Below are 23580 nucleotides of genomic sequence, written 5' to 3' on the forward strand. Positions count from 1 at the left end.
TCACATCGATGATGAAATCACATATTTCTCACCCTGAATGACACGTGCGGCGATGTCGCGCTTCAGACCGATCGTGTTCACGCTGCTGCGTCTGGACAACTTTTTGAGAATGGATAGCTGCGTCCGAAGATCATCTCCTTCTTCCATCGTACTAAGCGCTTCCTTAGCATATGCCTCGATTTTATCAAACGCTTCGTGAACGAAGACCGTTGTCATTTGAATCGCCTGCTCGGCTTTCGTCTCGCCCTGCCGTTCGATCAGTTTTTTCGTCCGCAAGAGCCCGCTTTCCGCCGCAAAAATCTGAATCATCATATCCGCGAGCAGACTCAGCACCTCTTGCTGCTTATCAAGCGTCAAGCCGTACTTTTGGACCGCCAGGCCGCCGGCCATGAGGAACACCTTTTTCGCCATCGACACGAGATGCGTTTCTTCCTCCAGCGTACCTTCGAACGTCTGCCCCGGGATGTAGGAGAGCAGGTCGGCTTGCAGCGCTTGGGCTTTTTGCAGGAGCGGGAGCTCGCCTTTCATCGCTTTTTTCACGAGCGTGCCGGGGATGAGCAGCCGGTTAATTTCATTCGTCCCTTCAAAAATCCGGTTAATCCGCGAATCGCGATAAATCCGCTCGACTTTATACTCTTGAATGAAGCCGTAGCCGCCGTGAATTTGCAGCCCTTCATCTGCCACGAAATCCAGCACCTCGGAGGCAAAAACCTTGTTAATCGAACACTCCAGTGCGTATTCGGCAATCCCCTTGGCCGCGTTCCGGCCGGAATCCGAAGCGGAATGATCGATGTCCTTCAGCATCGCGTCGAACAGGCCAGTCGTCCGGTACACCATGCTCTCCAGCATATACGTCTGGATGTTCATGTCGGCGAGCTTCTTGCCAATCAGCGGGAAGCGGGAGATCGGCGTCTGGAACTGTTGGCGCGTGTTCGCGTATTTAGCCGCCAGTTCAATCGTTTCTTTGCAGGCGCCCACGCAGCCTGTCGCAAGCTTATACCGTCCGATGTTCAAAATATTAAAAGCAATCAGATGGCCCTTGCCGATTTCGCCAAGCAGATTCTCCACCGGCACGCGCACATCTTCGAAAAATAACGGACGCGTCGAGGAGCCTTTGATGCCCATTTTTTTCTCTTCCGGGCCGAGCGTGAAGCCGGGATCGCCTTTCTCCACAATGAACGCAGAGAAATCCGTGCCATTAACCTTGGCATATACGATAAAAATATCTGCAAACCCGGCATTCGTGATGTAAAGCTTCGAGCCGTTCAGAATATAGTGCTTGCCGTCGTCGGATAAACGCGCCGTTGTCTTGGCGCCCAGCGCGTCCGAGCCGGAGGTCGGCTCCGTCAAGCAATAGGCAGCGATTTTGGCGCCAGTCGCCAGGTCCGGCAAATATTTGCGCTTCTGCTCCGGCGTGCCGAAAAATACGATCGGCAGCGTGCCGATCCCCACGTGCGCGCCGATGGACAGCGCGAACGAAGAGGCGCGCGCCAGATTTTCGCTGATGATCGTCGAGCTAACCTTATCGAGGCCGAGCCCGCCATACATTTCTGGCACATCCGCGCCGAGCAGCCCCAGATCGCCCGCGCTGCGCATCAGCTTCACCGTCAGCGCATAGTCCAGCTTCTCCAAATGCTCATCCTGCGGCAGCACTTCCCCCGACACAAAGTCGCGCGTCGTCTCCGCAATCATGCGATGCTCTTCCGTAAAATCCTCCGGCGTCAAAATCTGCGATGCGTCCTGATCCGTAATGACAAAACTGCCGCCAATCACTTTATCTGACATCGTTCATCTCTCCTTCGATTCGTAGTGCATGGAATTGGATGACACTTACTGGTCGGATAGTTCGTTAAGCGTCGGGTGCATGAACTTGGAAGACACCGGCCGCCCCCATCCCACCGCCGATGCACATCGACACGACACCATACCCGCCTCCTCGGCGCTGGAGCTCATAAATGAGGCTCGTGGTCAGCTTCGCGCCCGTACACCCGAGCGGATGCCCGAGCGCAATCGCGCCGCCGTTCACATTCACGAGCTCTTCGTTAATGTTCAGCTCCCGGATAATCTGCACGCATTGGGAGGCGAAAGCCTCATTAATTTCAAAAAGATCCACCTGATCCTGCGTAATCCCCGCCATCTGGAGCGCTTTCGGGATCGCCTTCACCGGCCCGACGCCCATAATTTCCGGCTCGACGCCGGAGAGGGCAAAAGACAGGAACGTCGCCATCGGCTTCAGCCCGAGCGCCTCCGCCCGCTCGCGGCTCATGAGCACGGCGGCGGCGGCCCCGTCGGACGTCTGCGAGGCGTTGCCCGCCGTCACCGTCCCGTTCAAGCTGAACGCGGGCTTCAGCTTGGCGAGCCCTTCCATCGACGTGTCCGGCCGGACACCCTCGTCAGCGGCAAACACATCGTCGCGAACGAACGGCTTGCCGTTCTCGCCAATGCCTTTCACGCTCGTGCTCACCGGCACGATCTCATCTGTGAAGCGGCCCGCTGCGATGGCCGCCGCTGCCTTTTGATGGCTGCGCACCGCGAAGCCATCCTGCGCTTCGCGCGTGATGCCGAAGCGCTGCGCAACGGCTTCGGCTGTGTGGCCCATGCCCATGTACACCTCGGGCATCGTCTCCACGAGCGTCGGATGCGGCGAGAGCTTGAAGCCCGTCATCGGGACGTGGCTCATGCTTTCGACGCCTCCGGCGATGATCACCTCCGCGTGGCCCAGCATAATGCGCTCCGCCGCATAGGCGATCGCCTGCAGGCCGGAGGAGCAAAACCGATTGACCGTAATCGCCGGCACGGTCACGGGAAAGCCCGCATACAGCGCCATCGTGCGAGCGAAGTTCAACCCCTGCTCGCCTTCCGGCATGGCGCAGCCGATAATAATGTCCTCGATATCGCCTTTGTCGAGGCCCGGCACCCGCCGTACCGCCTCCTCCAGTACGGCCTTCCCCAAATCCTCCGCCCGCGTCTGGGCGAAGCTGCCTTTCTTCGCGCGCCCGACTGCCGTGCGCGTGATCGATACGATGACCGCTTCCTTCATGGCTTTTCACCTCGTCGATAGTGTGATGTAACGATTTGGATCATGGATTCCGAGCAAACTACACTTCCTGTGAAATCTACAACAACTGACTCCCCACCTAATGAAAAGCCACTCTGCCACCCCAGCATTCTTCAACAATTCGAGTTCAAGCAGTGCGTCTGGATCACATATCCCGACAAATCAAACATTCTGTGGTATCTGCAACAATTAGGCTGCGGCCGCACAGTGGGCAAGTTGCATAACAAACTAGCTGCCTGCTAAACCTGCCATTTCATCCCCACCTACTCACGCTTGCTTGACATCCCCGGGTTCGCGCTGACCATGTAGTGTTGTAGATATTTCAGAATTCGTGCTAACCAGCTATTATTGCAGACACCTCAGAATTTGCTCTAACCAGTTACTATTGCAGATACCTCAGAACTTGCTCCAGCCAGTTACTATTGCGGATACCTCAGAATTCTCTCCGACCAGTTAGCACCGCACCCGGAGAACCCCTCACACAACCGCTCTCACCCTTAGTTCCGCAGCGCTTTCCCTTTCGATAGCATGTATTGCATGCGCTGCTGAGTTTTCACTTCGCCGCAGAGGCTGAGGAACGCCTCGCGCTCGAGATCGAGCAAGTACTGCTCGCTCACGAGCGTGCCCGCCGGCACGCTGCCGCCCGTCAGTACGTGCGCGAGCTTCCCAGCGATCTTCACGTCGTGATCGCTGATGTAGCCGCCCTGCCGCATGGAATTGGCGGCAGCTTGCAAGACAGCTTTGCCGTTCTCGCCGGCAACGCGGATGGTTTCTTCGGCGGGCAGCTCATAGCCCGCCGCATCCAGCCGCAGGACCGCCTGCTTCGCCTCATAAATCCGGTAATCCGGATTCATGACAACGCGGTCCTGCGCACGCATATAGCCGAGCCGCTTCGTATCGTGACCGCTCGTGGACACTTTGGCCATCGCGACGGTCTCGAACGCGGCGTTGATCCACGGCTGCAGGTCAACCTCCGGGTCCCGCACCAACTGGCTCGCCTGCAAGGCTAGCTCCTTGCAGCCGCCTCCGGCCGGGATAAGGCCCACGCCGACCTCGACGAGGCCGTAGTACGTCTCGGCGGAGAAAATCGTCATATCTGCCGGCAGGCACGCTTCGACGCCACCGCCGAGCGTCATTTTGTGAGGGGCGGCGACGACCGGCTTCTCCAATCTTTTCAGCTTCAGCATCGCGTTCTGGAACAGCCGGATGATGCCATCGACCTCATCCCACTCCCCATCCTGCGCTTCCATCAGGAGCAGCATGAGGTTGGCGCCGACGCAAAAGTTTTTCCCTTCGTTCGCGACGACCAACCCGCGATAGTTGCTGCGCACCTCGTCAACGCTTTGCTGAATCATCGTCAAAATATCCGCGCCAATCGCATTGTTCGGCGAATGAAACTCCAGACACGCAACGCCGTCGCCGATGTCGATCAAGCTCGCGCCGCTGTTGCTGCGGATCGTACGCTTCATTTCCTTGAGCGAAGCGAGCGAGATCACCTCAGGCCGTACCGCCAACTCGCTGCTGGCTCCGCCCAGATAGGCGAACGTCTGCCCCTCCGACCGGCGATAAAAGCTCTCGTTCCCCGCCGCCAGCCACGCTTTTACCCACGCAGGCACCGTACTGCCCTCCGCTTCCATCCGCTCCACCGAGCGCCGTAAACCGATGGCATCCCACGTCTCAAACGGCCCAAGCTCCCAGTTGAAGCCCCATTTGAGCGCGTTGTCGATGTCCACGATGCTATCGGCGATCTCATCCAGCCTCTCAGCGGAATATAGCAGGACTGGCTTCAAAATGTTCCACGCCAGCTCGGCATACCGGTCTTTGGCGGTGATTAGCGCTTTGATTTTGGCGGCCGCACCTTTGGCCTGTTTAGAGGCTTCCAGCGAAGCGCCGCTCACACGTTTACTAGGCTCGTAGGTCATCGTGCCGAACTGTAAAGCCTGGATCTCCGAGCCGGCAGCGGACTTCACCTTTTTATAGAACCCTAGACCACTCTTCTCGCCGATCCAGCCTCGCTCCACCATGTCCTTCATGAGCGCCGGGGTGTCGAATACCGCCCTCTCCGCCGAATCCGTCACTTGCGAGAACACATTACCGGCCACGTGCACAAAGGTATCTAGCCCGACTAAGTCCAGCGTGCGGAACGTCGCGCTTTTCGGCCTGCCCATCGCCGGCCCGGTCACCGCATCCACTTCTTCAACGGTATAGCCCTTCTCCAGCATTTCCTGCAGCGTGACGAGCAGCCCGTAAGTCCCGATGCGGTTCGAAATGAAGTTCGGTGTGTCTTTGGCGACGACGACGCCTTTGCCCAACTTTTTCTCGCAAAAATCCTGCATAAACGCCACAATCTCAGGCTTGGTGTCTGCGTTCGGAATGATTTCCAACAATTTCATATAGCGCGGAGGATTAAAGAAGTGTGTACCCAGAAAATGCTCCCTAAACGCCGCCGACCTTCCTTCAACCATCGCATTGATCGAAACACCCGACGTATTGGATGTCACGATCGTACCAGGCTTCCACACCTCTTCCACTCGGGCAAAAAGCGCCTGCTTCGCCGCCAAATTCTCGATGATCACTTCGATGATCCAATCGACGTCCCGCAGTTTGCCCAGATCATCCTCCAGATTGCCCGGCTGGATACGCTGAGCAAACGACACTTGGAAAAGCGGAGCCGGATTCGTTTTCGCCATCCCCTGCAAGGCGCTTACCGCCAAGCGGTTGCGAACTTTCGGGTGAGCAAGGGTGAGCCCCGCCGACTCTTCCTGCGGCAATAACTGTGTCGGCACGCGATCAAGCAGTACCACAGACAGCCCTGCGTTCGCCAAATGTGCGGCAATGCCTGAACCCATTACACCCGAGCCGATGACGGCTGCTTTTCGGATCGTTGTCATAGCAACATACCATCTCCTTCACGACTTGAATTTATGAGACGCCAAACACGGAAAGGGCCAACACTTCCGCCACATCGCGCGCTTTCACCTGATCCTCGACTTCCTTGAGCTTCGTGCCGTCCTCCACCATCGTCAGGCAGTACGGGCAGCCCGAGGAGATCACGGTCGGCTGAACACTGAGCAGCTGCTCGGTTCTCGCCACATTGACCCGCGTTCCCACCTTCTCTTCCATCCACATCATGCCCCCGCCCGCCCCGCAGCACATGCTGTTCGACCGGGATCGCGCCTGCTCCACCAGCTCGACACCGGGGATCGCCTTCAGGATTTCGCGCGGTTCCTCATACACCTCGTTATACCTGCCCAAGTAGCAGGAATCGTGGTACGTAATGCGCTCGTGCACCGCATGCTGCGGCCACAGACGCCCTTCCTTCACCCACGCATGAAGCAGTTCCGTATGGTGGAACACTTCGGCCGTGAGCCCGAATTCGGGGTATTCATTTTTGAAAATATGATACGTATGCGGGCACGTCGTCACGATCTTCTTCACTTTATATTTTTGAAAAGTGGCAATATTGTCCGCGCAAAGCTGCTGGAACAAGAACTCGTTACCCATACGCCGAGGGGTATCGCCGGAATTTTTCTCCTCGTTGCCGAGGATGGCGAACGAAATGCCCGCTTCGCGCATCAGCTTGACGAACGCATGCGTTACCTTGCGGCTCCGCAAGTCGTAAGCGCCCATCGAACCGAGGAAAAACAAGTATTCAAAATCCGGCTGCTCCTTAACGGTGCGGATTTTCAGCGTATCTTCGGGGTCGACTTCTTTGACCCATTTGATTCGGTCGTTGCGATTGATGCCCCACGGATTGCCTTGGCGCTCTATGTTTTGCAGTGCGCGCTGCCCGTCGTGCGGCATGGAGCCCTGCGTCAGCACCAGGTGCCTGCGCATGTCGATGATTTTGTCCACGTGCTCGTTGCCGACCGGACATTGATCCTCGCAGTTGCGGCACGTCGTGCACGCCCACAGCTCTTCCTCGGTCATGACGCCGCCGATCAGCTCCGTCTCCAGCGGAGTCGGGTCTGCATGCAAGCCGAAAGCATACGCCGGCACCCAAGGGGATTTGGACGTAATGACCGCCCCTTTATCGGTCAAATGATCGCGCAGCTTCGTGATCAGATGCATCGGGGACAGCATTTTGCCGGTGGTATTGGCCGGGCACACGTTGGTGCAGCGACCGCATTCCACACAGGCGTAGAAGTCGAGCATCTGCTTTTGCGTAAACTCTTCGATTTTGCCAACGCCAAATGTCTCCGCCGACTCATCTTCCAAATCGAGCGACGCCAGCTTGCCGGTAGGGCCGGTCCGCCGGAGCAGGATGTTGATCGGTGCCGTAATGAGATGAAAATGCTTGGACTGCGGCACATAGATAAGAAACGCTAACAAAATTAGCAGATGCGCCCACCAGCTCATATAGAACCCGATCGTCAGCGCCGTGTGGGACCAGCCGTCCACCAGACTTGCGACCCCCGAGGACAACGGTGCGTAGAACGAAGCCGCCAGCCCCTCGCGCGCCCGTTCAAAACCACCGGAGATCAGCACCGATAGCATCAGAAAAAAGATAAAGAAGACGACGATGCTTGGTTTCCAGCCTCTTTTTAACCGTTTGAGCTTCTCAATGTATCGGCGGTACGTCGCGTAGCCCATAGCAATGAGGATAAGGGCAACCGTGTATTCCTGGATCACTGTGAAAATGTCATAGCCTGAAAAATCTAACCTATGGCCAATTAAACCTTTTAAAATGAGATCAAGTGCACCTAACTGCAGAATGATGAAGCCGTAAAAAATGACGATATGCATGACGCCGCTTTTGGGATCCTTGAGCAGCTTGCTCTGCCCGAATACCTGGATCGCGAAGACGCGGAGACGGTCTTTCAGTTGTTTTTGCAATTGCACGGGTTTTCCTAATTGAATGTAAAGATAGCGGTGATACACGACGCGCCAGAAAAGCGCCAAGGCACAGCCCATCACGGCTGCAAACAGGAGTAGCTGAATCAGAGTACCGAGCATAGGGGACCTCCTTAGTCATTATGCAAACGCTTTCACCACGACCTCGCAAAAAAGCAAATCTCACTTGTATGTATTGTCCAAGTTGAAACGTGCTTTTCAAAGTCAGCGTAAGCCGGCAAACCTCCTATCTCGCTTCATGAAGCTGGAATAAGTCGTTGACAAGGCGTACATCGTATTTTATGATGAGCTTAAGAAAAATGAATGAGTATTCATTCAGGTTCAACCTTATTCTAGCACCGAGGTGATCCCTTGACAAGTAGCAAAAAGCCTGACAAATACTACGCCATTCTCGAAGGCGCCATGAAGGTGTTCGCGGAGCACGGTTTTCATAAGTCGCAGGTGTCCCGGATTGCCAAGGAGGCCGGCGTCGCGGACGGAACGATTTATTTGTATTTTAAGAAAAAAGAAGACATTCTCACGAGCCTCTTTCAAGAGAAGCTGGGCGAGCTCGTCGCGAAATTCAATGAAGAGATCACGCCCGAGATGAGCGCCAAAGAAGCGCTGTACAAGGTGTGCGAAATTCATTACGGTGTGCTCGAAAAGAACGTCCACCTCGCCTTCCTCACGCAGATTGAGCTGCGGCAAAGTGATTTGGCGCTCCGCCAGGAGATTGGCCTTGCCCTCAAGAGATATATTATCCTCATCGAAAATATATTAGAAAGAGGCAAGGCAGACGGCAGCTTTCGCGCCGATCTGGATGTGAAGCTGGTGCGGCTGCTTATTTTTGGCGGCATGGATGAAGTCGTCACGTCCTGGCTGATTTCCGGCCAGAAGTATTCGCTCTCTGCACAGGTTGGAAAAACACTGGATTTTTTCATGAAAGGCATCGAGTAAACCCGCATTTCAAGTGTCTCATTTCATGTATATTCAGAAGGGAGCTTGACTATGGACATTTTTGTGCTGCTGAAGCAAACGTTTGATACGGAAGAGAAGGTCGTGGTGGTGGACGGAGCCGTTCAGGAGGACGGTGTGAAATTCGTGATCAATCCTTACGACGAGTACGCCGTGGAGCAGGCGATTCAAATTCGGGATGACGTTGGCGGCAAAGTGACGCTGCTGTCCGTCGGCCCGGAACGCACGGCCGAGGCGCTGCGCACCGCGCTTGCGATGGGCGCCGACGAAGCTGTCCTCATCTCGGACGATCGCATTCGCGGGGATGAGTATGAGGTGGCAGAGATTTTGGCCGCGTATCTACGGGGACAGTCGGTCGATCTTGTGCTCGGCGGCAACTTCTCCGTCGATAACGGCGCAGGCCAAGTCGCGATTCGGTTGGCGGCACTGCTTGATCTTCCCCACGTCGCTTCCATTACAAAAATGGACATTGACGGCTCGTCGGCTGTCGTTCACCGCGATGCGGAAGGCGACACCGAGGTGCTCGAGGTGCCGCTCCCTGCCCTTTTTACGGCACAGCAAGGGCTTAACGAGCCCCGTTACCCTTCCCTGCCGGGCATTATGAAGGCGAAGAAAAAGCCGTTCCAGCACCTCACGCTGGACGATATTGATGGCGCCGATGCGATTATCGCACGCACGGAGCGCTTATCGCTGAGTTTGCCGCCGGCGCGGAAAGCGGGCCGGATTTTGAAAGGCGAGCTTGGCCAGCAAGTGACCGAACTCGTGCAGGCGCTGCGCAACGAATCCAAAGTGATCTAGGGGGAGGAACGGACGATGAGCAAACGATTCCTTGTAGTGGCGGAAGCCCGCGGCGGGAAGCTGCGGCAAGTAGCTTGGGAGGCGCTGCGTGCAGCGGCGCTGTGCGCGGAGGACGGCGACACGGTCGAGGCGTGCCTGATTGGCGGGGCCGGCATCGGGGCGCTGGCCGATGAGTTGGCGGCGTACGGCGCGGAGGCCGTCTATGTGGTGGAGCATGACGATTTGGCGGTGTACCAGCCTGAATCGTATTGGGCTGCGCTGGCGGCGGTCGTGGCGGAAGCCTCGCCAGCTGGGATACTTCTGGGGCACACGGCGATTGGCCGTGACCTTGCGCCTTATGCCGCTGCCAAGCTGGGCGCTGGGCAGCTTTCGGATGTGACCGCTGCCCGGCGCTCCGGCGACAGCGTGGTGTTTACGCGACCGCTCTACGCGGGCAAAGCGGTCGAGACGAAAGCGTTTACCGGCGCCGGTAGCGGCGCGCCGTGGATCGTGACGGTGCGGCCGAACAACATTGCGCCGGCCGCACCGATTGCAAGGCAAGCGACGGTGGTGAGCGTCGCTTATCCGGCGCCCTCCCTGCGCAGCGTGGTGCGCGAGGTCGTGCGCAAAGCCGCCGGCGCCGTCGATTTGGCGGAAGCCAAAATCGTCGTCTCCGGCGGCAGGGGCGTGCGCAGCGCCGAAGGCTTCCAGCCGCTCGAAGAGCTGGCTGGCGTGCTCGGCGGCGCTGTCGGCGCTTCCCGCGGGGCGTGCGACGCGGGGTACTGCGATTACGCGATGCAGATCGGCCAGACCGGCAAGGTCGTGACGCCGGAAATTTACATCGCGTGCGGCATTAGCGGCGCCATCCAGCATCTGGCGGGGATGAGCTCGTCGCGCGTTATCATCGCGATCAACAAGGACGCGGAGGCGCCGATCTTTAAAGTCGCCGACTACGGGATCGTCGGCGATCTGTTCGACGTCGTTCCGCTGCTGACGGCGGAATTCAAGAAACTGCTCGCATAGCGTGCCGTGCACGCGTTGCGATGCCCTAACATACCCAAAGCCTGCGAAACAGCAGGCTTTTTTGGCGTTCTGTGCTTCCCCTGCGGAATGCCTGCAGAAAAGCAGCTTTTTCCCCCGATTTCATTCGAATCGGGACATTTCCCCCAAAATTCCTGCCGATTCGCAGGCTTTCACCTGCAATCCAAGAAAAACCAAAACAAAGCCTGCTCTTTTGCAGGCTTTCATCCAGGACCTGGACCTGGTCCTGGACCAGCCCCCTTGTCCCCTTGTCCCCATGCTGTCCCCCCAATCTTGTCAGGTTACGCCGGCAAGCTGTACGCTTAAACCGACAACAAGGGGAGCCAGACGACTTCAGACAACTTAAGCCGCTTTGCTCGTCCATGAACTGGAAAACCCCCAGCTCATTTCGGCTGCAAACGGCCCCCGTGCCACCTGAGCTGGAAAAGCTCCAGTTCATTTAAGTCGTTTTCGGAGAATGGCTGCCAAACGGGCAATTAGACAGGAGAAATTCCAGTTCAGCCCCCAATTTGGGCGAAAAGGCGAAATTTTACTGGAGAAATTCCAGTTCATTGGAGGAACGACGGGTACGTGGCGGTGGCGAGCACTAGCGACGATTGAATAGTGGACGCAGCAAGCTCGACAACGGCTAAACGATGAACGGCCAGCGGCGAGTAAGCCCCATGCCCCATGAATCACGTTAAGGTGGCAAAATATGTGCAAAATGTCTGTTTCCCCATCGGAAAACCAGCGTCTCTTCGAAATAGGTTACTTAGAATAATCTATTTCCACTGGTTCCCTTTGATTTTCCAAATATATTTGTCCAAGCGCCATCGCGACTAACCAAACAATATTGACTAGCCCCCTCGCCCGCTTGTCCCCACCCCTTTTATCCCCTATACTCAAGGAACAAATCATGATCTCGCAGGAGGGCCCGCCTATGTCACAGCTACCACAAGAAATCGTCTCTGCCTTTTTCCAACACGTCCGCTCCGGCACGAATCCCGACGCAGCAGCGCAGTACATGGCCGACACCGTCCTCGCCCATCAAGTGACGGCCGAAAACGAGACCACCGTTCAGCGCTCGCCGCATAACTACGCCGATCATGTGCGGGAGATGATCGACGCCTACGGTCAGTTTCAAATCGAAATCCAAGAACTGATTAGCCAGGACGACCGCGTGTACGTTCGCTGGAAACAGACCGGCACGCATATCGGCGAAGTCGACGGTTTCGCGCCGACCGGCAAGCCCGTCATCGAGATTGCCAGCGCCGTGTATCGCGTAGCCGACGGGAGAATTGCCGAGTACTGGATCCAGATTGACCGAGAAGGCATTCGCAAACAACTGGAACGCAATCAGTACACTTAAACTGACTTCCCTCGCAAGTATGATTAAAGCTGCCTGTCAGCCCATTCCTCGTAGGATGCGTCTTCACGGATAGGGAGGCCGGGAAGCATTTCTGCCGAGATGAAAAAGCAGATGATAAATAGCGCAAACAAGATGAACGTCGTTTTCATGGTCAAACCTCCCAGTTTCCTCTGATACTTCCATTAGACGCATGTCATATGGAAAATGTTTCAAGTTAACTGGGAGGACCGACTTTTTTTAAAAATCACACAATCCGTTGCTCACCTTTGCTTACGCCCCTTTGCCACCCCATCTTCCCCCCACGGACTCCAACCAAGCCGCCACATCGCCCATCACTTCATCGCGATTCACTTCATTCAGCATCTCATGCCTGCCGCCCGGGTACAGCTTCATCTCCACATGCTCAAGGCCATGCCGTCTGTAGGCTTCCACTAGCCTCAGCACACCTTTTCCGTAAGCCCCCACTGGATCCTCATCCCCCGAAAAGACGAAGACAGGCACATCTTTCGGCACCCGATCTATATGCGGGGGACGATGAATCTCCTGTAATCCCCTGAAAAAATCCCGAAAAAAGCCCGACGTAAACACGCCGCCGCAGTATGGATCGCGCATATAAGCGTCCACTTCCGCCGGATCGTGGCTCAGCCAGTCAAAAGGCGTGCGCGCGGGCTTGCATTTGCGATTGAACGCCCCGAATGTGAGCCCGTTCAGCAGCGTGCTGCGATGATGCTCGCCGCGTAAAGCCGCTTCAACCGCGGCCACGCGCACGGCGACATGAATGGCAGCACCTTCTTTTCCATTGGAGCCAGACAGCACAATACCCTGCACTTGCTCCGGATGCTCCGCCAAGTATGTCCCCATGTAGTACTGGGTAAGAAACGACCCCATGCTGTGACCAAAAATGAACAGTGGGACATCGCGGTCATAGAGCTCGCGCAAGCGTGATGTAAGCGCCCCCATAAAACTGGCCATCGCCTCAAATCCGCCTCTGTCATACCGGCCGACCGCTTCCGGCGAACCCGCCGTTTGCCCGTGGCCAAGATGGTCGTTCGCATACACGGCATAGCCCCGCTCGCACAAAAACGCCGCAAACCGCGCGTACCTCGCCGCCGTTTCCGCCATGCCATGCGCGATCTGCACGACGCCTTTCACAGACTCGGCTTCTGCCGGCAGCCAAGCGTATACGTAATGCGAATGGCCCTCATATTCCATTCGAAAATGCTGCGCACGCATCGTATCATCCCTCCGCGATCAGTTGTTGTCCTTCATTATATACGCTGAACTACGGGAAGGATAGCCACCTGCTTGGATACAAAAGCATTCGCCCCTCTTCCATCCTTGTCCCTTCTCTCCCTACTCCGTCACAAGCTTCTCACACGCGCGCCATAGCCCACTTTTTAGCCCAGCATCATACGCTTCATGAATCGGTACGATCCGTTTGCGGTCATCGAACAGTACCCCGCTAACGCCCTCCACTTCTTTCGCAGCCGCCAAATAAACCCCGATTTCACAATCCGCCTTGGCATAAGCATTCATCAGGGGCCCGAACGCCCTTACATACCAAGGTGCATTCTGTGCCAAATTTGACTTGACCCAACCCGGATGAAAGGCTGAGGCCGTGACGCCGGTCCCCTGCAAACGCCGCGCCAATTCAAAGGTCAGCAGCGTTCTTGCCAATATCGTTTGCGTCGATGCTCTCATGCTGCTGTAATGGCTGTCAAGCTGCACATCGTTTACATCAATGGCGGCGTTCTTGAGAAATCTCGGATTACCTGCAACCGTAATCACCCTTGCCGGACCGCTCGCTGTCAGCATGTCCACCAATTGATTCGTCAGCACAAAATGGCTGAGCACGTTCACCGCAAACATCCGATCTATCCCTTCGGACGTGCGCTGCCTGTCAAAATAAACGGCCCCTCCCGCATTGACCAGCACATGCAAGCGGTCATACTTTTGTTTGAACGTGTCGCTTACGTTCCGAATCGAAGATTGCAGCGACAAATCGGCCGTCAAATACTCTCCTTGGTCATTGCCTGTCGCTGCGGCAATCTCCTGAACCGCCTGCCGTCCGCGCTCGTGACTCCTGGAGATTATAACCGTTTTAGCCCCTAGGCGAGCGAGACCTTGGGCAATCGCCTTACCGACGCCGGATGTACCTCCCGTGACTAGAATCACCTTATCTTTAAGCTCCATACTTGCTTCCTGCATAACCTCATCTGCCTCCTCTTACATGCTTGTCCTGCGTTCTCTCAGACATCATAAGGTATAGAGTATACTCCATAGCAATACGTCGCGAGCTCATGCTATAATCAAGATATGGAGAACACATTTTCTAGTAAACAAGTTGCCGAAGAGACAGGTCTGAGCATTCACACGCTTCGATATTACGAGCAAATTGGGCTAATCCGAGGGATACAGCGCGACGAGAACGGCTACCGTCAGTACACGCAATCTGATATTGGCTGGCTTCAAATCATCCATCATTTACGAACGCTTGGCGTGCCGATCCGGGAGATGCAGGAGTTCCTTGAGCAGCCGAATAGTGAAGATGTAAGCGCAAGAAGAGAATACCTTGAAAAGTATCGCGACAGCGTGCAAGATCGAATAAAAAAACTTGAGCAGACGCTGGTAAAACTCGATGATAAAATCAATTTTCTAAAAACGCTCGAATAGCATCAAACTAAAAAGCCAAACTCTCTTTTACTGAGAATTTGGCTTTTTAGTTTGCCCCTGCGATGGTTCTACCCTTTTCCGCCTTGCCTAACGGTTTTCACTGCTTGCAGCTGCCCTTGCTGCGATGAAGCCGTATCAAACCGCTTTCTCTCTGTTTTATCAATCTGCGTAATACGCCCGTCATGAACCACTATCTGCACGTTGCCATACTCGAGCCCATTCAATACTTGAATAATACGTTGCACCCACACTTCATCCAACTCCAGCGGTTTTGCCATTCCGATTCCTCCCAGCCCATTAAATCGTCCAATCATTCCACTCGTGGCTCCGTTTATGAATGAAATTCAACCAATTTCCCGTTTTCTCAATCGCCTCCGCTTGGGCGCCAGCCGTAGAAAACGTATGATCCGCCTGATAAATCAAATCGAGTTCGCAGCTGCCTTCCGAGCGAAGCCAAAACATTTTCTGATAGAGCGACGCGTAATCCACAGGGATGATGTCATCCGACGTTCCGTGAATCACAAGCACATCGCCGGCAAACTTCCGCAGTTGTTCAAAAGGCTGATGCTGCGCCAAAGACTCGAAAAAGCGGCTGCTCAGCTGATACCCGTGATGCTCAATCGTTCCGCCTCGAGGCAATCTCTCGTACTCCTGCTTCCCGACGATGCGTACGATGTCGTTGTGCGGGTGGGCGACGGCCGACCAGAGCACGAGCGTCTTCACCCGGGAGTCTCTGGCTGCCGTCAAGACGGCGGTTGCCCCGCCAAGGCTGTGACCGAGCACGATAACTCGGCTCAGATCGACACAGTCGATGGAAACACCGTAATCAATCACGCAGCGCGTCTGATTGATCAACACATCCAGCCCGCCGGCACCGTAATCGCCTGTGCTTTCGCCGCAGCCGCCGTAATCGAACCGAAGAACCAAATACCCAAGCGCGCTCAGTGCGCGAGCTGCCTTCACGAACAAACGGTCAACGCCGATCCGGTTTCCGATAAAACCGTGACAGATAATGACAAGCGGCCAGCGCTCGCAATCTTTCTCCGCCTTGCCAGGCTGCTGGGTCGGATAATGCAACGTTGCGGCAAGATCGGTTTTTTCAGTTCGGATCGTTATGACATGTTCCATGATGATAGCTCCCTTTCTTTAACTCTTATTATTCACATGAGTTTTGTCGGAATTAAAAGATGAGTTCATCTTAGCATCATCACTTGCGGGTGTCAATCAACTTTTTTATTTCACAATCCATTCATCCTGCGTGAAGTCTTTTTTCGCCAAACCTTGATCCACCAGGAATTTTTTCGTCGCATTCACTAGTGTCAAGCCTTGCGCAGGGAACGCTTCCTCCGGCCATTGATCGATCTTGAACGATGCCTTTACCACATCAACCGGGTAGCCTGAAACATCCGCATAGAGCTTGAAATATTCCTCGCTGTTCGCTCTGATTTCTTTCACAGCGCGCGCCCGAATATCGTTCCACAGCTTTGGAAACGCCGGATTGGCTTTCAAATAATCCTCTGTCACCACCGTCAAGCTGGTCCCTAGCAGATCCGGGTGCTTCGATGCCTCGTCAATCGTAACATACCCTTTTTTCAGAATCAGCGGGCCAAAACCTGTCGGATACGCATAAGCCGCAATATCCCCGCGCGCCAGAGCCGCTTCCGCGTCCGCAGGCAGCAGATGCAATACTTTCACATCATTCTCCAGCCCCTGCTCCTTCAAAAGAGAGATCAAATATCGGCTCATATAGGACCCTTGAGAGGTTGCAACCTTCTTGCCTTTCAAATCGGCCAGCGTTTTCGGACCGTCCGGCTTCGCGACAAGCCATACGTTCATGTTGATTTGAGAAATGTTAATCAGCTTCGTCTTCAGCCCTGCCGCTCTACCGTTAATCGCCGGCGTATCGCCGTAAATGCCGACATCGAGCGTCCCCGCGGTGACCGCTTCATTCAAATTCGGCCCGTTCGGGAAATTAACATATTTAAACTCCTTGACCCCGTATTTTTTCAACTCGCTCTCCAAATAGCCTTTCGACTGCGCCCAACCTTCCGGCCCTGTGATCGTTTTATTGTTATTCGCGGAAATAAACCCGATGCGAAGCGTCTCCGGCAGCTTGATTTCGCCTTGCGCCGCCGTCGTTGACGAAGCGTTTGCCGCAGGCGCACTCGTCTGCTTCCCCTTCGCTCCGCAAGCCGTCACGCCAATCAGTAAAGCGCTGAGCAGCAGTGTTCCGGCGAAACGTAAGCCGACTTTTTGTTTCCATGTTCTGTTCTTCATCTTGAGCTCCTCCACTTCATAACCCTAGTGTGATGCATGCATCCGCTGAAAAATAACATAAGAACCGTCCGCCTCAGCGGTCGATTTGCGCCCTTTGCCCCAGCCAAGATCGGCCTTATAGCTGCCAATCAGCCCTTTCTCCGCCAGTTCCTTCTCTTCCACATGATGGCGCGCTTCCGCCACCGGCGATACGAAGAGTGCATCCGTCGGGCAGTACAGCTCGCACATGAAGCAGCTCTGGCAATCCGACTGGCGGGCAACGACAGGAATACCGCCCGCCACCGCATCAAAGACGTTGGTCGGGCACACCGATACACACTGGTTGCAAGAAATGCAGCGGTCTTTGCTTAAAATTTCGATCATTACACAATCGCCTCCTTGGTAGGTTGGACAGCAGTTGATTCAACTAGCGGCTTCGCCCACAGCGTATCCAGTCCGCCGCTCACAATGCGATAATGCTGGGCTGGATCAATCGCCGGGAAATCCTCTCTGCGGTGCATGCCCCGCGTTTCCTTGCGCTCCAGACCGCTGGTGAACATCCAGCGTGCCGTTGCCGTCATCGCAATGGATTCCCGTACACGGACCACGTTACCGTCACCAGCTTGAACGCCTTGCTTCAGTTCATCCCACACGCGGTTCAATCGGCCGAGTCCCGCCTCCAGCCCCGCACCAGTGCGGAACCAGTTTTTGTCGTATGGGAACACTTCGTCCTGTACAGCCTTCACGATGTCATTGGTGTCCAGCGTACCTGTCCGCGTTGTCGCCAGCTTCGGAAGACCTGATGCCTCTGACAGGCCTTTGGCATTGCGCTGGGAAGCGCCAACCCCAAGTCGCTTCGCATACACCGCCGAAGCTTCACCGGCGAAATACCCCGAAGACATCGCCCAAGCTGCATTATGGCTGCCGCCGCCGGTAAATCCGCCGCAGATCAGCTCGCGTGTAGCTGCGTCGCCCGCCGCATAGAGACCGGGAACTTCCGTTGCGCAGGTCTCATCCACAATATGGATGCCGCCCGTTCCCCGCACAGTGCCTTCAAAGCGAAGCGTGATCGGAAACTTTTGCGTAAACGGATCGATGCCTAACCGGTCAAAAGAAAGGAAGAAATTCGGCTGCGCCGCGCGCATCGCTTTTTGCAGCAAATCGTCGGCTTTATCCAGTCGGGCGTAGACAGGCTGCTTTAACAGCGTTCGCGCAATGACCGAACGGCCGCGCTGCGACCCGGCGCCTTCAATCACAGTGCCGTCCTCATAATAGAACGTAGCCCATGTGTAGAACGCTGATTTCGTCACCGGCGAGAAAGCCGGCGCGAGCGAATAGGCGGTCGAGAACTCCATGCCGGACAAGGAAGCTCCTGCTTCAGCAGCCAGCAAATAGCCGTCGCCGGTCAGCACATTCGTTCCCAAAGCTTTACTAAGGAAGGCACAGCCTCCGGTTGCAATGACAACCGCCGAAGCGTCCACACGCCAAGTGCCTTGTGTCTGATTATTAATGCCCGTTGCCCCTGCTACGCCGTGCGTGTCAGCGAGAAGCTCCAGCGCGGGACTGTGATCCAGAATCCGCACACCCGCTTTCTTCACCTGCTTACGCATCAGCTTCATATACTCCGGCCCCTGCAAGCTCTTCCGGTGGGATACTCCTGTCTCATCGAGCGGGAACGGATACCCCCAGGCCGCAATCTGATTCGTATTGCTGTACGTTTGATTCAGCACACGCTGCATCCAGCCGCGGTCCGCCAAGTAGCCGCCCAGCGCTTCCCGGCTTTTCATCGCTTCCTCCCGATCCTTTGGATTCGGGTTGACGTACCAAAGTCCTGTGCCGGAAGGCGCCGTAGCTCCGCTTGTTCCGCAGTAGCCCTTATCGACCAGTACGACCTTGGCGCCGCCTTTGGCCGCCGTAATTGCCGCCCAAGCGCCGGAAGGACCGCCGCCGATTACCAATACATCCGCATGAAGCCGAATATCCAATACGCTCATCGTTCATTCCCCCTATATTGTAAAAGCATCCGCAGTCGCTGCAAAAGCGTACTGCTCATGAGGCCGCTTGACCAGCAAACGATCCAGAATCGTTTTCTCGTAGTAGGCAAACCCACTATCTCTTTCCCTTGGTCTGGCTAGCGCAATTTTCAAATCCAGACCGACCTTGCCGCTTTCGATTAAGATAACACGGTCTGCCAAAGCAACCGCTTCGCTGACATCGTGCGTCACCAACAGCACGGTAAACTGCTTTTCGAGCCACAGCTTCTCGATCAACTGCTGCATCTCGATGCGAGTCAGCGCATCGAGCGCGCCCAGCGGCTCATCCAGGAGCAGCAGCCTCGGGTTGCCGGCTAAAGCGCGGGCCAAAGCGACGCGCTGGCGTTGGCCGCCGGATAACACAGCCGGCCAGTCGTTCGCTTTGTGGGCTAAGCCAACTTGCCCCAACGCCCGCTCCGCGATCACTTTGTCACCGGATTTGACGCCAATGCGTACATTGTCGATGTTCTTTTTCCACGGCAGCAGCCGGTGCTCCTGAAACAGCACCCGCGTATCAGCATGAACGCCGCTGACCGCCTGCGCATCCAAAATAATCGCGCCGCTGCTGGCCTCATCAAGCCCTGCGATCAGGCGCAGCAGCGTACTTTTACCGCAGCCGCTTCGCCCAACAATCGCCACGAACTCGCCTTGCTTGATCTTTAGATCGATGCCTGACAGCACTTGCGTGCTGCCGAACTCCTTATTGACATGGCGCACATGCAGCTGCACGCCTCCAGTATGGATACTCATACGCGCCTCTCCTTATCGTTTCAAGTAGTTATGGTGCCATTGCAGCCAGCGCTGCTCCAGGAACTTGGCGACCACGTCGGACAATTTGCCAAGCAGCGCATACAGTATGACGCACAGGACAACAACGTCCATCTGCATGAACTCTCTCGCATGCGTCGCCATATAGCCGATGCCAGAATCGGCCGTGATCGTCTCCGCCACAATGAGACTCAGCCACATAATCCCGAGCGAGAAACGAATGCCGAGCAGAATATTCGCCAGTGCGCCGGGTAAAATCACCTTGGCGAACAGCGAAAAGCCTTTTAACCCGTAGACTTTGCCCATTTCAATGAGTCCCGGATCGACGCTGCGAATGCCATGGAACGTATTCAGATAAATAGGAAACGCAACGCCTAACGATACGAGGAACAATTTGGACGTCTCTCCGATGCCGAACCACATAATGACTAACGGGATCATCGCGAGATGCGGGATCGTCCGGACCATTTGCAGCGAGGAATCCAGAAACTTTTCTGCAATCGGAAACACCCCATTGAGCAGCCCCAACACAAAGGCGATACTGCCGCCTATAAGAAATCCAAGCAAGGCACGCTTGGTGCTGACCGCGACATATTCAAAAATCGTACCATCTTGAATCACATGAATGAGTGCTTTGACAACCTCGAGCGGTGTCGGCAAAATACGATCGGACAACCACCCGCTGAGGCCGAGCAGCTGCCAGACAACCACGATACAGATTGGAATCGCCCATGGCTGCCAATTCAATACTGTCTTGTTGTCACGCTGTTTGTTCTGTCTCATTGAAATCCCTCTCTTCTCATGAAGTAAAGTAAAAAGACTCCCAATTCACGCCATGAAAAATCTAGATGGCGGAAACGGGAGTCTCCAGTTGATCTGGTCGACTCAATCATTTAAGTTAATAATTCACACCTGATTACTTGGTATTGAATATCATGTTAGCACCGAGTTCCAGCAGCGTCAATGATTTTTTTTGCTTCAAATATAGGGGAAAAGTTCGATAAATACCGTCCACCATTCCAAAAATTTTTGTTGACAAAAAAAACCACACCCTGATATAGTCATGTCATTAAACCAAGTAAAACGGTATGTTTTATACGAATAGGCGGTGCTACATGCGTATTGTATTGCGAGCGACGGTTCGATCCGTGCTTGTCGGCTATCTCATCGTGTTGTTGCTTATCCCGATAGCTGCCATTTATGTCAAAGGCTTTTCGCTGGGCTGGACCCCCTTCTGGGAAGAAGTGACCGGTCCTCTCGCCTGGAAATCCATCGTGCTGACAGTCAAACTCAGTATCGTGTCCACACTGATACAAGCGATTATCGGCACGCTTATTGCATTCGTTCTGGTCAGGTATCATTTCCGCGGACGCAGCTTGCTGAACAGCATGGTCGATCTCCCTTTTTCATTGCCGACCTCAGTAGCCGGCCTAATGTTTCTTACGCTGCTGGGCCCTTCCAGCCCGCTCGGCAAGTGGCTTGAAGACATTGGCGTCAAGCTGCTGTACAACCAAACCGCAATTGTTATCGGTCTTGTCTTCGTTACGTTCCCGTTTGTCGTTCGTGCCGTGCAGCCACTGCTGGAACAGCTCGATCCCGGCGAAGAACAAGCAAGCGCAACGCTCGGCGCATCAAAGTTCTACACGTTTTGCCGAATCGTTTTCCCTGCAATTTTACCAGGTATTGTGGCAGGCTCCATGTTGGCTTTTTCCCGCTCATTGGCTGAATTCGGCGCCATCTCCTTAATATCCGGCAACTTGCCGGGCAAAACGATGGTCGCTTCCGTTTATATATATGGTGAAACGCAGAACTACAATCCCGAAGGCGCGGCTGCGATTTCGCTCGTCCTGCTGACCCTCTCTCTGCTCATTCTTTGGTTCGTACACATCGTAACTCGCGGAAAGGGGCGCCTGGCATGAAAAAGCTGCTCATCGGAATCTCCTTTCTTATCGTATTTCTGCTCATTATCCTGCCCTTCATCGGAATCGGCTTTGGCGCTTTTGAAGAAGGTCCTTCCGCTTTCGTTGATGCCTTGACTAGACCGGAAGCTTTGCACGCTTTGAAAATTTCAGCCATCATCGTCGTGATTGTCACGGCGCTAAACACCATTGTCGGGGTCTATCTCTCCCTCCAAATCGTGCGCGGCACCTGGCTGTCCCGCTGGCTCAAACCGCTGATCAACGCCATTATCGATCTTCCGTTCGCGGTTTCGCCGGTCATTGTCGGCCTCATGGTCATCGTCATTTTCGGTCCGAATACGGCGCTCGGCTCTTTCATGGAAGAACATTCGATGAAAATCGTCTACGCGATTCCCGGCATGGTCATCGCTACGATGTTTATCACTTTTCCTTTGATGGTGCGGGAAGTCGTGCCGCTTCTTGAAGAAATCGGCACACAATCCGAAGAAGCATCCGCTACCTTGGGAGCAGGCTCGCTGCGAACATTTTTTCAAGTCACCTGGCCGAGTATCCGCTGGGGTGTTGTCTACGGTCTAATTCTTACGATCGCCAGATCGCTTGGCGAATTCGGCTCCATTCTCGTCGTATCCGGAAATATTATCAATCAAACGCAGACGGCAACGACGCTCGTCTATCAAGATGCCGAACAATTTCAACTCGTAGCTGCCAACAGCGTCGCGTTCGTGCTGGGACTCATCTCCATTTCCATACTGCTCGCGCTGGAGTGGCTCAAACGCCAATCGGAATCCAAACATAACGGAGGAGGCTCCCCCCATGCACATTGAAGTGAGAAATTTAAACAAACATTACGGGCAGTTTCACGCCATTAAAGATGTGAATTTCAGCGTTGAGCAAGGTCATCTCGTCGGTTTGATCGGTCCCAGCGGCGGCGGTAAGACATCGATCCTCCGCATGTTGTCCGGCCTTGAAATTCCGTCTGGCGGCGACATTTATTTCGATGGCAAGCTGGCCACCCACACGCCGGTACAGGAGCGCGGCATCGGGTTTGTTTTTCAAAGCTATGCACTGTTCAAGCACATGACCGTATTCGATAACGTCGCTTACGGACTCAAAGTACTGAAAAAATCGAAAGCCGAGATTCATGACCGTGTCACCTACTTACTTAAATTGATGGGTCTTGCCGGCAATGAGCGCAAATATCCTCATCAGCTGTCCGGCGGTCAGCGCCAGCGTGTTGCATTCGCCAGAGCGCTTGCGCCTGAACCGAAGTTGCTGCTTTTGGATGAACCTTTTGCGGCGATCGATGCCAAAATCCGTAAAGAGCTGCGGCTCTGGCTGCGCAACCTCATCAATGAGTTTAAAGTGACGACACTGTTCGTCACCCATGACCAGGATGAAGCGATCGAAGTAGCGGATGAAATTATTCTCGTCCAGGGCGGTCGCATCGAACAGCAAGGAACGCCGTGGGAAATTTATACCCGGCCTGCATCCTCGTTTGCCGCGGATTTCATCGGCGAGTCCAACAAGCTCCAACGCTATAAGCCGCTGATCGGTTTCCCCACTTTGGCCGACTTGCAGCAGGATGGCGAGTGGCAGCCGGATGTTCATGTGCTCATTCGCCCGGAAAACATTCAAGTGCGACTTCACGACGTTCGCCATCTCGCCTCAGCCGGGGAAAAAGGCAAAGTAACGCATGTGCATTTCCGCGGAGATTCGTGGTACTTGGAAGTGAAAATCGGGGATTTGAAGCTTTTTGCCTACCAAACGGTTAAAGACAAAGTGTATCAACCCGGCGATGAAGTCAACGTGCTCATACACCAGATTTCCGTCTTCACCACATCAGGCACCACGTGGCTCGACAATCAGGCCATGCAGGATCCACAGCCTGTATTTATATAA

Annotated in this window: 22 protein-coding genes; 8 read left to right on the forward strand and 14 right to left on the reverse strand. The window is 54.9% G+C overall.

Going from position 1 to position 23580, the window contains the following annotated elements:
• The 4 genes from ABE504_RS18250 to ABE504_RS18265 all read right to left on the reverse strand — a co-directional run bounded on the left by ABE504_RS18250 (position 1) and on the right by ABE504_RS18265 (position 8014).
• Positions 1–1785: an acyl-CoA dehydrogenase family protein gene (locus ABE504_RS18250; RefSeq protein WP_430091290.1), complete on the reverse strand. Its 1785-nt coding sequence runs from the start codon at positions 1783–1785 to the stop codon at positions 1–3.
• A 64-nt stretch (positions 1786–1849) separates the two neighbouring features.
• The gene (locus tag ABE504_RS18255; RefSeq protein WP_430091291.1) at positions 1850–3040 is read right to left on the reverse strand and encodes an acetyl-CoA C-acyltransferase; all 1191 of its coding nucleotides are present in this window, start codon (positions 3038–3040) and stop codon (positions 1850–1852) included.
• A gap of 515 nt (positions 3041–3555) precedes the next feature.
• Positions 3556–5949, reverse strand: a complete 2394-nt coding sequence (locus ABE504_RS18260; protein ID WP_430091293.1) for a 3-hydroxyacyl-CoA dehydrogenase/enoyl-CoA hydratase family protein — start codon at positions 5947–5949, stop codon at positions 3556–3558.
• A 31-nt stretch (positions 5950–5980) separates the two neighbouring features.
• Positions 5981–8014 (reverse strand): heterodisulfide reductase-related iron-sulfur binding cluster, encoded by a 2034-nt coding sequence (locus tag ABE504_RS18265; RefSeq protein WP_430091295.1) that lies wholly within the window; start codon positions 8012–8014, stop codon positions 5981–5983.
• 249 nt (positions 8015–8263) lie between these two features.
• On the opposite strand from ABE504_RS18265, the gene ABE504_RS18270 reads away from it, so the two are divergent.
• The 4 genes from ABE504_RS18270 (at position 8264) to ABE504_RS18285 (ending at position 12032) form a co-directional block, all read left to right on the forward strand.
• The gene (locus ABE504_RS18270; protein ID WP_430091296.1) at positions 8264–8848 is read left to right on the forward strand and encodes a TetR/AcrR family transcriptional regulator; all 585 of its coding nucleotides are present in this window, start codon (positions 8264–8266) and stop codon (positions 8846–8848) included.
• 51 nt (positions 8849–8899) lie between these two features.
• Positions 8900–9664, forward strand: coding sequence for an electron transfer flavoprotein subunit beta/FixA family protein (locus ABE504_RS18275; protein ID WP_430091297.1), 765 nt, complete (start codon positions 8900–8902; stop codon positions 9662–9664).
• A gap of 15 nt (positions 9665–9679) precedes the next feature.
• On the forward strand, positions 9680–10666 hold the full coding sequence (locus ABE504_RS18280; protein ID WP_430091299.1) for an electron transfer flavoprotein subunit alpha/FixB family protein: 987 nt from the start codon (positions 9680–9682) through the stop codon (positions 10664–10666).
• A gap of 937 nt (positions 10667–11603) precedes the next feature.
• Positions 11604–12032 carry an ester cyclase gene (locus ABE504_RS18285; RefSeq protein ID WP_430091300.1) on the forward strand — a complete coding sequence of 143 codons (429 nt, stop codon included), beginning with the start codon at positions 11604–11606 and terminating at the stop codon, positions 12030–12032.
• Between the two features lie 23 nt (positions 12033–12055).
• Here ABE504_RS18285 and ABE504_RS18290 read toward each other — a convergent pair whose 3' ends face one another.
• The 3 genes from ABE504_RS18290 to ABE504_RS18300 form a co-directional block, all read right to left on the reverse strand.
• Positions 12056–12181, reverse strand: a complete 126-nt coding sequence (locus tag ABE504_RS18290; protein WP_430091302.1) for a hypothetical protein — start codon at positions 12179–12181, stop codon at positions 12056–12058.
• Positions 12182–12302: 121 nt separating this feature from the next.
• Positions 12303–13265: an alpha/beta fold hydrolase gene (locus tag ABE504_RS18295; RefSeq protein ID WP_430091304.1), complete on the reverse strand. Its 963-nt coding sequence runs from the start codon at positions 13263–13265 to the stop codon at positions 12303–12305.
• Between the two features lie 120 nt (positions 13266–13385).
• Complete coding sequence (locus ABE504_RS18300) at positions 13386–14240, reverse strand: SDR family NAD(P)-dependent oxidoreductase (protein WP_430091306.1); 855 nt, start codon at positions 14238–14240, stop codon at positions 13386–13388.
• Positions 14241–14348: 108 nt separating this feature from the next.
• Here ABE504_RS18300 and ABE504_RS18305 point away from each other — a divergent pair, with 108 nt between their 5' ends.
• The gene (locus tag ABE504_RS18305; RefSeq protein ID WP_430091307.1) at positions 14349–14705 is read left to right on the forward strand and encodes a MerR family transcriptional regulator; all 357 of its coding nucleotides are present in this window, start codon (positions 14349–14351) and stop codon (positions 14703–14705) included.
• Positions 14706–14773: 68 nt separating this feature from the next.
• Here ABE504_RS18305 and ABE504_RS18310 read toward each other — a convergent pair whose 3' ends face one another.
• The 7 genes from ABE504_RS18310 to ABE504_RS18340 all read right to left on the reverse strand — a co-directional run bounded on the left by ABE504_RS18310 (position 14774) and on the right by ABE504_RS18340 (position 20545).
• A complete protein-coding gene (locus tag ABE504_RS18310; RefSeq protein WP_430091309.1) occupies positions 14774–14983 on the reverse strand; it encodes a YezD family protein in 210 nt (69 codons plus the stop codon).
• 19 nt (positions 14984–15002) lie between these two features.
• Positions 15003–15833 carry an alpha/beta hydrolase gene (locus ABE504_RS18315; RefSeq protein ID WP_430091311.1) on the reverse strand — a complete coding sequence of 277 codons (831 nt, stop codon included), beginning with the start codon at positions 15831–15833 and terminating at the stop codon, positions 15003–15005.
• Between the two features lie 105 nt (positions 15834–15938).
• Entirely contained in the window at positions 15939–16982 is a 1044-nt protein-coding gene (locus tag ABE504_RS18320) for an ABC transporter substrate-binding protein (protein WP_430091313.1), read from the reverse strand.
• A 24-nt stretch (positions 16983–17006) separates the two neighbouring features.
• Positions 17007–17345: a 4Fe-4S binding protein gene (locus ABE504_RS18325; RefSeq protein WP_430091315.1), complete on the reverse strand. Its 339-nt coding sequence runs from the start codon at positions 17343–17345 to the stop codon at positions 17007–17009.
• Complete coding sequence (locus ABE504_RS18330; RefSeq protein ID WP_430091317.1) at positions 17345–18955, reverse strand: FAD-dependent oxidoreductase; 1611 nt, start codon at positions 18953–18955, stop codon at positions 17345–17347. The genes ABE504_RS18325 and ABE504_RS18330 overlap by 1 nt, the downstream gene beginning before the upstream one ends.
• A 12-nt stretch (positions 18956–18967) precedes the next feature.
• A complete protein-coding gene (locus ABE504_RS18335) occupies positions 18968–19744 on the reverse strand; it encodes an ATP-binding cassette domain-containing protein (protein ID WP_430091319.1) in 777 nt (258 codons plus the stop codon).
• Between the two features lie 12 nt (positions 19745–19756).
• Positions 19757–20545: an ABC transporter permease subunit gene (locus tag ABE504_RS18340; protein WP_430091321.1), complete on the reverse strand. Its 789-nt coding sequence runs from the start codon at positions 20543–20545 to the stop codon at positions 19757–19759.
• Positions 20546–20877: 332 nt separating this feature from the next.
• Between ABE504_RS18340 and cysT the strand changes: the two genes are divergently transcribed.
• The 3 genes from cysT to ABE504_RS18355 are packed head-to-tail and all read left to right on the forward strand — an operon-like array spanning position 20878 to position 23580.
• Positions 20878–21681 carry a sulfate ABC transporter permease subunit CysT gene (gene cysT, locus ABE504_RS18345; RefSeq protein ID WP_430091322.1) on the forward strand — a complete coding sequence of 268 codons (804 nt, stop codon included), beginning with the start codon at positions 20878–20880 and terminating at the stop codon, positions 21679–21681.
• Complete coding sequence (locus ABE504_RS18350; RefSeq protein WP_430091324.1) at positions 21678–22505, forward strand: sulfate ABC transporter permease subunit; 828 nt, start codon at positions 21678–21680, stop codon at positions 22503–22505. Before cysT ends, ABE504_RS18350 begins: the two co-directional genes overlap by 4 nt.
• Positions 22495–23580: an ABC transporter ATP-binding protein gene (locus tag ABE504_RS18355; RefSeq protein ID WP_430091326.1), complete on the forward strand. Its 1086-nt coding sequence runs from the start codon at positions 22495–22497 to the stop codon at positions 23578–23580. Before ABE504_RS18350 ends, ABE504_RS18355 begins: the two co-directional genes overlap by 11 nt.

Origin of the sequence: Paenibacillus oryzisoli (assembly GCF_050467285.1) — a bacterium.
In the GTDB taxonomy this organism is placed as follows: Bacteria; Bacillota; Bacilli; order Paenibacillales; family NBRC-103111; genus Paenibacillus_E; species Paenibacillus_E oryzisoli_A.

Bases quoted from the DNA above. Each gene is read 5' to 3' on its own strand.
- ABE504_RS18250 (WP_430091290.1), bottom strand. From the start codon at position 1,785: ATGTCAGATAAAGTGATTGGCGGCAGTTTTGTCATTACGGATCAGGAC.
- ABE504_RS18255 (WP_430091291.1), bottom strand. From the start codon at position 3,040: ATGAAGGAAGCGGTCATCGTATCGATCACGCGCACGGCAGTCGGGCGC.
- ABE504_RS18260 (WP_430091293.1), bottom strand. From the start codon at position 5,949: ATGACAACGATCCGAAAAGCAGCCGTCATCGGCTCGGGTGTAATGGGT.
- ABE504_RS18265 (WP_430091295.1), bottom strand. From the start codon at position 8,014: ATGCTCGGTACTCTGATTCAGCTACTCCTGTTTGCAGCCGTGATGGGC.
- ABE504_RS18275 (WP_430091297.1), top strand. From the start codon at position 8,900: ATGGACATTTTTGTGCTGCTGAAGCAAACGTTTGATACGGAAGAGAAG.
- ABE504_RS18280 (WP_430091299.1), top strand. From the start codon at position 9,680: ATGAGCAAACGATTCCTTGTAGTGGCGGAAGCCCGCGGCGGGAAGCTG.
- ABE504_RS18285 (WP_430091300.1), top strand. From the start codon at position 11,604: ATGTCACAGCTACCACAAGAAATCGTCTCTGCCTTTTTCCAACACGTC.
- ABE504_RS18290 (WP_430091302.1), bottom strand. From the start codon at position 12,181: ATGAAAACGACGTTCATCTTGTTTGCGCTATTTATCATCTGCTTTTTC.
- ABE504_RS18295 (WP_430091304.1), bottom strand. From the start codon at position 13,265: ATGCGTGCGCAGCATTTTCGAATGGAATATGAGGGCCATTCGCATTAC.
- ABE504_RS18300 (WP_430091306.1), bottom strand. From the start codon at position 14,240: ATGCAGGAAGCAAGTATGGAGCTTAAAGATAAGGTGATTCTAGTCACG.
- ABE504_RS18305 (WP_430091307.1), top strand. From the start codon at position 14,349: ATGGAGAACACATTTTCTAGTAAACAAGTTGCCGAAGAGACAGGTCTG.
- ABE504_RS18310 (WP_430091309.1), bottom strand. From the start codon at position 14,983: ATGGCAAAACCGCTGGAGTTGGATGAAGTGTGGGTGCAACGTATTATT.
- ABE504_RS18315 (WP_430091311.1), bottom strand. From the start codon at position 15,833: ATGGAACATGTCATAACGATCCGAACTGAAAAAACCGATCTTGCCGCA.
- ABE504_RS18320 (WP_430091313.1), bottom strand. From the start codon at position 16,982: ATGAAGAACAGAACATGGAAACAAAAAGTCGGCTTACGTTTCGCCGGA.
- ABE504_RS18325 (WP_430091315.1), bottom strand. From the start codon at position 17,345: ATGATCGAAATTTTAAGCAAAGACCGCTGCATTTCTTGCAACCAGTGT.
- ABE504_RS18330 (WP_430091317.1), bottom strand. From the start codon at position 18,955: ATGAGCGTATTGGATATTCGGCTTCATGCGGATGTATTGGTAATCGGC.
- ABE504_RS18335 (WP_430091319.1), bottom strand. From the start codon at position 19,744: ATGAGTATCCATACTGGAGGCGTGCAGCTGCATGTGCGCCATGTCAAT.
- ABE504_RS18340 (WP_430091321.1), bottom strand. From the start codon at position 20,545: ATGAGACAGAACAAACAGCGTGACAACAAGACAGTATTGAATTGGCAG.
- cysT (WP_430091322.1), top strand. From the start codon at position 20,878: ATGCGTATTGTATTGCGAGCGACGGTTCGATCCGTGCTTGTCGGCTAT.
- ABE504_RS18350 (WP_430091324.1), top strand. From the start codon at position 21,678: ATGAAAAAGCTGCTCATCGGAATCTCCTTTCTTATCGTATTTCTGCTC.
- ABE504_RS18355 (WP_430091326.1), top strand. From the start codon at position 22,495: ATGCACATTGAAGTGAGAAATTTAAACAAACATTACGGGCAGTTTCAC.